Annotated in this window: 6 protein-coding genes and 1 pseudogene; 2 read left to right on the plus strand and 5 right to left on the minus strand. The window is 69.4% G+C overall.

Annotated features, from left to right (window positions below; all coding sequences use genetic code 11):
* Window positions 1–125: 125 nt before the first annotated feature.
* From QZZ33_RS07530 to QZZ33_RS07545, 4 genes are all read right to left on the minus strand, one after another.
* Window positions 126–1,139 carry an FKBP-type peptidyl-prolyl cis-trans isomerase gene (locus QZZ33_RS07530; protein ID WP_291379160.1) on the minus strand — a complete coding sequence of 338 codons (1,014 nt, stop codon included), beginning with the start codon at window positions 1,137–1,139 and terminating at the stop codon, window positions 126–128.
* 137 nt (window positions 1,140–1,276) lie between these two features.
* Complete coding sequence (locus QZZ33_RS07535; RefSeq protein WP_291379161.1) at window positions 1,277–2,293, minus strand: hypothetical protein; 1,017 nt, start codon at window positions 2,291–2,293, stop codon at window positions 1,277–1,279.
* Window positions 2,294–2,351: 58 nt separating this feature from the next.
* Entirely contained in the window at window positions 2,352–2,942 is a 591-nt protein-coding gene (locus QZZ33_RS07540; protein ID WP_291379162.1) for a GNAT family protein, read from the minus strand.
* The gene (locus QZZ33_RS07545; protein ID WP_291379163.1) at window positions 2,939–4,159 is read right to left on the minus strand and encodes a molybdopterin-binding protein; all 1,221 of its coding nucleotides are present in this window, start codon (window positions 4,157–4,159) and stop codon (window positions 2,939–2,941) included. The genes QZZ33_RS07540 and QZZ33_RS07545 overlap by 4 nt, the downstream gene beginning before the upstream one ends.
* 99 nt (window positions 4,160–4,258) lie before the next feature.
* Here QZZ33_RS07545 and QZZ33_RS07550 point away from each other — a divergent pair, with 99 nt between their 5' ends.
* Entirely contained in the window at window positions 4,259–4,888 is a 630-nt protein-coding gene (locus QZZ33_RS07550; protein ID WP_291379164.1) for a 5-formyltetrahydrofolate cyclo-ligase, read from the plus strand.
* Window positions 4,889–4,897: 9 nt separating this feature from the next.
* Window positions 4,898–5,170 (plus strand): FmdB family zinc ribbon protein, encoded by a 273-nt coding sequence (locus QZZ33_RS07555; RefSeq protein ID WP_291379165.1) that lies wholly within the window; start codon window positions 4,898–4,900, stop codon window positions 5,168–5,170.
* Here QZZ33_RS07555 and QZZ33_RS07560 read toward each other — a convergent pair.
* Window positions 5,142–7,183: pseudogene (locus tag QZZ33_RS07560) on the minus strand (hypothetical protein); the annotation flags it as partial. The gene QZZ33_RS07555 and the pseudogene QZZ33_RS07560 sit on opposite strands and share 29 nt — an antisense overlap.

The following is a 7,183-nucleotide window of genomic DNA, read 5'->3' on the forward strand; positions in this document are numbered from 1 at the left end:
ACTGCGCCACAGCCCCATCGCCCCTCGCGGAGCGACCAAAAGAGTATCACTTCGCGGCCGCCACACGGGAATGGCGGCGAGGTCATCGGCGTCGGCGGCTCACAGCCGCCGACGCCGACCGACCGCTAGTTCGCAGCCAGAATGTCCACCACGAACACGAGCGTCGAGTTCGGGGGGATCGTCTCTCCCGAGCCAGCCTCGCCGTAGCCGAGCTCCGGCGGGATGACCAGCAGCACCTGGCTGCCGACCGTCTTGCCGGGCAGGCCCTGGACCCAGCCCTCGATGAGGCTGCCGGCCGTCAGGGAGAAGGTCGCCGGGGCGCCGCGGCCCCATGACGAGTCGAACTCTTCGCCGTCAAAGACCCAGCCGGTGTAGTGGACGGTCAAGCTCTGACCCTCCTCTACTACGGGGCCGTCGCCGGTGATGAGGTCTTGAGCAATGAGGCCCTCGGGAACCGCAGTCGGAAACTCGACGGACGGGGCGCCGTTTTCTGCGAGGGTGACGGTCGGCAGACCGTCAACGGGCGCAACAGCCACGCCCTCCGCCTTGTCGAGCACGTCGCTCACAGCGGTCACAGTCACGACCATGACGCTGCCGCCTGTGCCATCACCTGGCACGGCATACAAGAAGTCGACGCCAACGTGGGCGCCCTCGAGCACCTCACCGATCACGGGGTCGATCTGGGCCGTCAGGTACTGGACTTGCTCAGGGGTGCCGGTCTCATACGTCGAGTACTGCGTCTCACCATCCGCGCCAGACACGATGATGTAGTCGAGTGCCAACATCTGGCCCTCTGTGATCTCGTCGCCGTCGCCGTCGGTGATGAGGCGCGTCCCCGTGGCGGTGAACTCGACGGGGGTGTCGGCCTCAAGCCCTGGCGCCTCGCCGTCTCCGTTGTCGATCCACTCCATCTGGGCGAGCGCCTCGGCGGGATCGACGGCAGTGACTTGACCTGGCTGTGCCGTCGCGGAATCCGGTGACGCGCCTGGCGACGCACCTGGCGACACGGCTTCCTCTTGGTTCGGCGCGCAGGCCGCGAGCGAAAGGGCTGCCGCGGCAAGGGCGGCGGAAAGGGCAAGGCGGTGCTTCACGTGCAAATCTCCCAGCGGTTCGGTGACGCCCCAGTCTCCCACGGTCACGCGCGTGGTGTGCGCGTACCGCCAAGCGGCGTCGGCTACTCCTCAACCAACGTCGGGCACGGCGTAGGGTTCCCGTTCTGCCGGAAATCAGAGGGATGTTGTGCGGCCTTCACCGCGCGCAATCGCCCCCGAGTGGGCTAGGCGCTCGCCTGACGACGCTTCGCCAGGATCGCATCGAGCGCTCCCGTGCGGGGGGCGTCGTGCGCTGCCTGCTCGGCCTGCGCCTCCGCTTGCGAGGCCCTGTGTGAGGCGTGCGAAGACGCGGCGTAGTCGTCCTCTGACATCTGCCGAGCGGTCTGCTGGCGCACCGAGGCCTTGAGCGCGTAGGCCGGAACCGGCATAGTCTTCGGTCGCCAGGCGCCTCCTGCGGAACCGTCCCGCGCCTGAGCGGCGTCAGCGTCGGCCGTGGACGTCTGCTCCGAGGCGCCCGCGCGGCGAGGCCTGGAAATAGCGGGCGCCTTGAGCGGCGCCAGATCGGTCGAGGTGATGATGCGGATGGCTTGCGTGGCAACGTCGCTCGGCTGAGCATCCTGTCCCGTCGCGCGGGCCGCAGACACCACCCTGAGGGCACGCGTGGCGGTTGCGGCCGCTCGCACCTCGCGGTCGACGGCGCGAATCTGAGCGAGCGCGGCTCGTTCGGCCGCACCTGCACGCACCGATGCGCCCACCACAGTCACCATCGCGCCCGTCGCGAGGCCAGCGATCAGGGCGGGGGTCGCGGTGGTCGCCGCGAGCACCCAGGCAATCACTGTCGCCAGGGTGGCGACCCCTGAGAAGAACGCACGCCTGCGGGCGCGGGCGGCACGCTGCGCCATGGATCCCAAACGGTCGCGCCTCAGGTGAAGGCTTTCGCGTTGAGCGTGCGTGGCCGCGCGATCGAGCGGGCCGTTCGGGCGAGACATGTGAGCCTCGCCCACGGAGGCCACTCTCACGCGGGCCGCGCCGGTGACCAGCAGCGGAACCTCGGCCGACGCGCTTGCGGCATCGGCGGGAGCCACACGCGACGCGGTGGCACGCACCACCCGCATCTCGGCGCTGTAGCGATCCTCAGTGCGCACCAACGCATAGTCGCTGCGCTCACGGATGCGCTGTGGCAGAACGTACGCAAGCATCAGCCCTACGGCGATGATGGCGAGTAGTCCTGCGGGAGGCATGACACGACGGTACGGCGGGGCCAGGCACGTCTCAGGGACCTGGCGCGGCGTGTCAGTCTCAGGGTGTATCCACGGCTCCCGTCCACCACGTTCCCGTGCGCTTCTCTGCCGCAGTCACCGCGAAGATGCGGTGGTCGCGCCACGCGCCGTCGATGAACAAGTACGAGGCCCGCATGCCCTCCTCACGCAGCTGAAGCTTGCGCACCACAGCGAGCGATGCCTCGTTGTCCGGACGGATGGCGATCTCGATGCGGTGCAGCCCTTCCGCAAACGCGAACTCGCTGAGCAACACCACGGCCGCAGGGGCGATGCCTTGACCGGCCACGTGACTCGACACCCAGTAGCCGAGCGTTCCGCCGCGTTCCGGCCCCCACTCGATGCGCCCAAGAGAGGCCCTGCCCACCAGCTCGCCATCGCGCTCGATCACCATGGGAAAGCTGCGCCGCGCCCGCCACGAGGCCCGCTCTCGCCGCACGTATGCCCGAAAGGAGAGCGGCTCGTCGCGCGTGCCGGGGGGTGAGGACGCCTCCCACGGGCGCAACCACTCCCTGTTGCGCTGACGCAAGGCGAGCCACTCGGACTCATCACGTGCGCGCAGCAGCCTCAGCCGCAATCCGTCCCGCTCCAGGCGCGGCTCGCCGAACCTCACCGCTGCCACCACAGGATCGGCAACGCATCTCCCTCAACCACCTCGACGATGTCGTCCGCCACCAGTGCCACGCCATCGGCCGCCGCGATGTCGCGCAACAGCGGATGCGCGGGGTCTCCCACAGGAGACACGCGTTGCTTCGCATCCTCGGCGCGACGCACCGGCACCACCTGGGCGAACCCAAACGGCGCCTGCCACCCCTGCTCCACGCTCGCCGTGGGGCGCTCTACGGTCAGCCCGCGCATCCGCATGATCGCGTCGATGCCAAAACCGGCGAAGGCCGCCGCGACGTCGACGGGGTCCCCCGGCAACGCGAGCAGCGGGACGGATTGGGCGTCGCCGTCGCGCACGATGCCGAGGCCCTGCTGGTCGCCTGGCATGAGTCTCACCCTGCGAATCTCGCCGCCGTAGGCATGGACGAGCAGCGGCCCCACCACGTCGTGCCAATCGTCAGACACTCCGCCGAGGGTCACCACAAGGTCCGCCTGCAAGGCGGCATCGGCGATGGCGTGCCGGAGCAACGGGGCGTCGTCAGGAACCGCAAGCGTGCGCACCACTCGCGCCCCAGCGGAAGTAAGCATCGCCGCCAACAAGGGGCCGGAGGCGTCGATGGTCGGCTCCGCTGGAGCGACCGAGGGGTGAGTGCTCCCCAGGTGTCCGCGCAACTCCGAACCGACGGCGATCACGGCGACGCGGGGCGAAGGAAAGACACGCGCGGTCGCGTAGCCGCATGCGGCCAAAGACGCGATGTGCCCGGCTCCAAGCCTGGTACCCGCCTCGACCACCACGTCGTTCGCCTTCCAGTGCCCGCCGGCGTCCACCACCCCTTCCCCTGGCGGCGGTTCCACATCCAGGAACAGCGTGACATCCGCCGACGTGGGTCGGGCCACCACGGCATCGGCGCCATGCGGTATCGCCCCTCCACGGGCAATCCTGGCGGCCGTGCGGGGCATCAGGCGCGTGGGGCTCTGCCCTGGCAGCACGTCGTGAGTAACGGGCAACGAGAGGGGGCGCATCCGCGCGCCCCGCGTGTCTCCCGTTCTCACGGCAAAGCCGTCTCGCGACGCGATCGGAACGGCTGGCACGTTGGCACGGGCCACCACGTCGTCAGTGACCACGCAACCCAAGGCGTCGGCCAACACCAAGTCGAGGGGCGCAAGGGGTGATAGCAGCGCAAGGACGTCCGACCGATGCTCCTCGAGGCTGCGCGACGTCACCCAGGCATTCTCCTGTGCCGCGCCAACACCGTGCAACCGCCATCCGGCCCGCGCCACCCTTGTTGCACGGAAGTCTCCCGGTTTTGACACAATGGGGGCATGTCCCCCTTGTCGCACATCGACACACGCACCATGCCGCCAGCAGCGGCCAAGAAGGCGTGGCGCAGCGCTGTCCGCCAAACACGGTTGCAACGCGGAGAACGCCGCATCAGCGAACATGCCAAGACGTTCCGCGACCACGTGCTGGCGCTCCCGGAGATGGAGGGCGTCACCTGTGTGTCCGTGTACGCCTCCCGCGCACACGAGCCGGGAACGCTGCCCCTGATCGATGCCCTCCACGAACGCGGCGTAGAAGTGCTGATGCCTCGCCTGGGAGACGGCCTGGTGCGCGGCTGGGGAATCTTCTCCAGCGCCGAGAACATCGTCGAGAGGGCTCCTGGGCGGCCGCCGGAGCCTACCGGTGAGTTCCTGCCACCCGATCGCCTCGCCGACGCCCAAATGATCATCGTGCCCGCCCTAGCGGCGGACACCAACGGCACCCGGTTGGGTCAAGGCGCAGGGTGGTACGACCGCGCCCTGACGGAAGCGACGCCCGGAGTGCCGATCGTGGCGCTCGTGTTCGATGACGAGTTCCATGACACGGATACTCGCGCGTTGCCGCGCGAGCGACACGACGTTCCGGTGACCATCGTGGTGACGCCGTCATCAGTGGCCCGGATCGGCGCGTAAAATCCACTCATGCCCACCTACTCGTACGCTTGCAGCGCGTGCGGACACCGTTTCGATGCCAGCCAATCGATTCACGACGACGCGCTGACCACTTGTCCCGTGTGTGAGGGGCAGATCCGGCGCGTCATCTCTGCCGTGGGCGTCTCTTTCAAGGGGTCAGGGTTCTACCGGACCGACTCCCGTGCAGCCGCCAAGGCCGGAGCGGCCAACACAGCGGCTCACGCAGCCAAGCCCAAAGCAGAGCCCAAGCCAGCTACCAGTGCGGTGGCCGATCCCGTTTGAGCTCATCGTCGCGGCTGTTGCCGCGATCGCCCCACCCGGCGTCTTCGTCCTCCCACGCGCGCGTGGGAATGAGCGGGCGGTCTGAGCCAGTGCGCGCGGGAGCCACGCCCGGTTCGGGTTCGGGTTCTGGTTCCGGCTCGGGTTCCGGCTCCGGCTCTGGTTCGGGTTCCGGTTCGGGCTCCGGCTCTGGCTCCGGTTCTGGTTCCGGTTCTGGTTCGGGTTCGGGTTCGGGCTCGGGTTCCGGTTCCGGTTCTGGTTCCGGTTCGGGCTCCGGTTCGTCCTGTGGCGGTGCCGCGTCCTCGCCTTCCGCCGCGTCCTCGCCGCTCCACGCGTCGTCGTCAAAGAGCGTGACTTCCCGGGGCTCCACCTCCCGCTGCGGCTCGGGAGCTTCCCTCACCGCCTCGTCGCCCTCGCCCCTCAGTGCACGCTTCACTTGCGCCGCGGCGCCAGCGGGATCCATGAACACGTCGATCGTCCACAGCGACACGACCTTCCAGCCGATCGCCTCGAGATGCCGGTATTGCCAGCGCAAACGGTCGCGCACAGAGCCGCGCGGCCCCGACGGTGGCTCGTCCGTCACCACAGCGACGCTGTACCCGCGGTCGCGCGTGTCGCCCACCACCATGGGAATCGCCTGGCCGCCCACCCCGTAGCGAAGGCGCACGGCCAGTCCCTCGGCGCGCAACAGGCGGGCCACGTCGGCAAGCAACCAGTCGGACGGACCGGGCCCCGACCGCTCGGAGGGTACCGCGGGCTTGGTGGAGGCCTCCACCAGCTCGGCAAGCGCCACCACTCCTTCCGCGTGCTCGTGGCCGCTCGCCACGTGCGTGAGGTGATGCGGAGCGAGCGCGCTCAACACCGTCACCTTTGACTTTGCGGCGACCAGCGCTTGGGCGAGTGCGGCGGCCCCGTGTTCCGTGGTGAGAATGCCCATGTCTGACGGCCCCACGCCGCGGTGATCGCGCGCGTAGCCCAGGCTCACCACCACCTCGTCGGCGCCGAGCCCTGCCGCCTCACCACACACCACTACGGGTACGCGGTCGGCGACGGCCTCGTCGCGTTCGGACAGTGCATCGGCGATGCGTGCGGCGTGCAGATCGTTGCCCGCCACCACGGCAACGGTGCGGCGCGGCATCGTCGCCGACGCACGCATGACGGTCTCGATCACTGCAGCAACCTCGGCGCGAGTCGACTCGACGGTGGTGCGTCCCACGACCGGCTGCGCCACGGCGTCGACGATGGTCACGGTGAGCCCGCCGTCTGCCCCCGGTTCGCCTGGCGCCGGTATGGCGGCGACGGCCTTGTCGTAACCGAGACCGGCCAAGACGGCGGTCACCCGCGGATCCCGGGACTGCGGCAGCGCCTGCAGGGTGACGTGCGGCAACAGTTCGGCGAGGTTGGCGACCGCCGAACGGGTGGCGCTGTGCGCGTCGGCCACGACCACCACTTGGGTGGCGCGCGCCAGCGCGGGAATCAGTTGCGCCGTCGCGAGCGACTCGGCGCCGTAGACCACGACGAGGTCGACGCACCGCGTGGGCGGTAGCAGGTGCGATACCTGTTCCGCGCGCGCAATCACCACGGGGCGAAGGGCCGCGACCACCGGCCCAAAGTCGCGCCTCACGTCCCTCACGGACACGTCGGTGCCTTCCATGAGGGTGGCAAACAGGTCGCGCGCATCTGACGGGTGGCGCGCGATGGCCTGGCGGCGGTACTCGGCCACGGCCCTCATGAGCGGGCCTATCCGCCGCTCGCCAAACTGGGCGTCCAGTGCGAGATATTGCTCCACGGCAGCGCCCAGCGCCCCCGCTTGAATCAGCGCCGGGTCCGCCGCGACGATGCCATCGAAAGCCGCTGCCCACCACGCGAACTCAAGGTCCACGCGGATTTGCTCGGGCGACGCACCGCGCGCCTCGAGGTCGGCAAGAAGCGGCTCAAAGCCTGGCGCGGCGAGGTCCATCGACGCTGGCCTCATGGGCGCGCGGTCGATCCCGCCTGGAACAGATCGGAAGAGCG

The organism is Demequina sp., from assembly GCF_016278775.1.
Lineage (GTDB): Bacteria > Actinomycetota > Actinomycetes > Actinomycetales > Demequinaceae > Demequina.

Excerpts from the sequence above, each read along its gene's own strand:
- QZZ33_RS07535 (WP_291379161.1), bottom strand. The coding sequence starts at position 2,293 with ATGCCTCCCGCAGGACTACTCGCCATCATCGCCGTAGGGCTGATGCTT.
- QZZ33_RS07550 (WP_291379164.1), top strand. The coding sequence starts at position 4,259 with ATGTCCCCCTTGTCGCACATCGACACACGCACCATGCCGCCAGCAGCG.
- QZZ33_RS07555 (WP_291379165.1), top strand. The coding sequence starts at position 4,898 with ATGCCCACCTACTCGTACGCTTGCAGCGCGTGCGGACACCGTTTCGAT.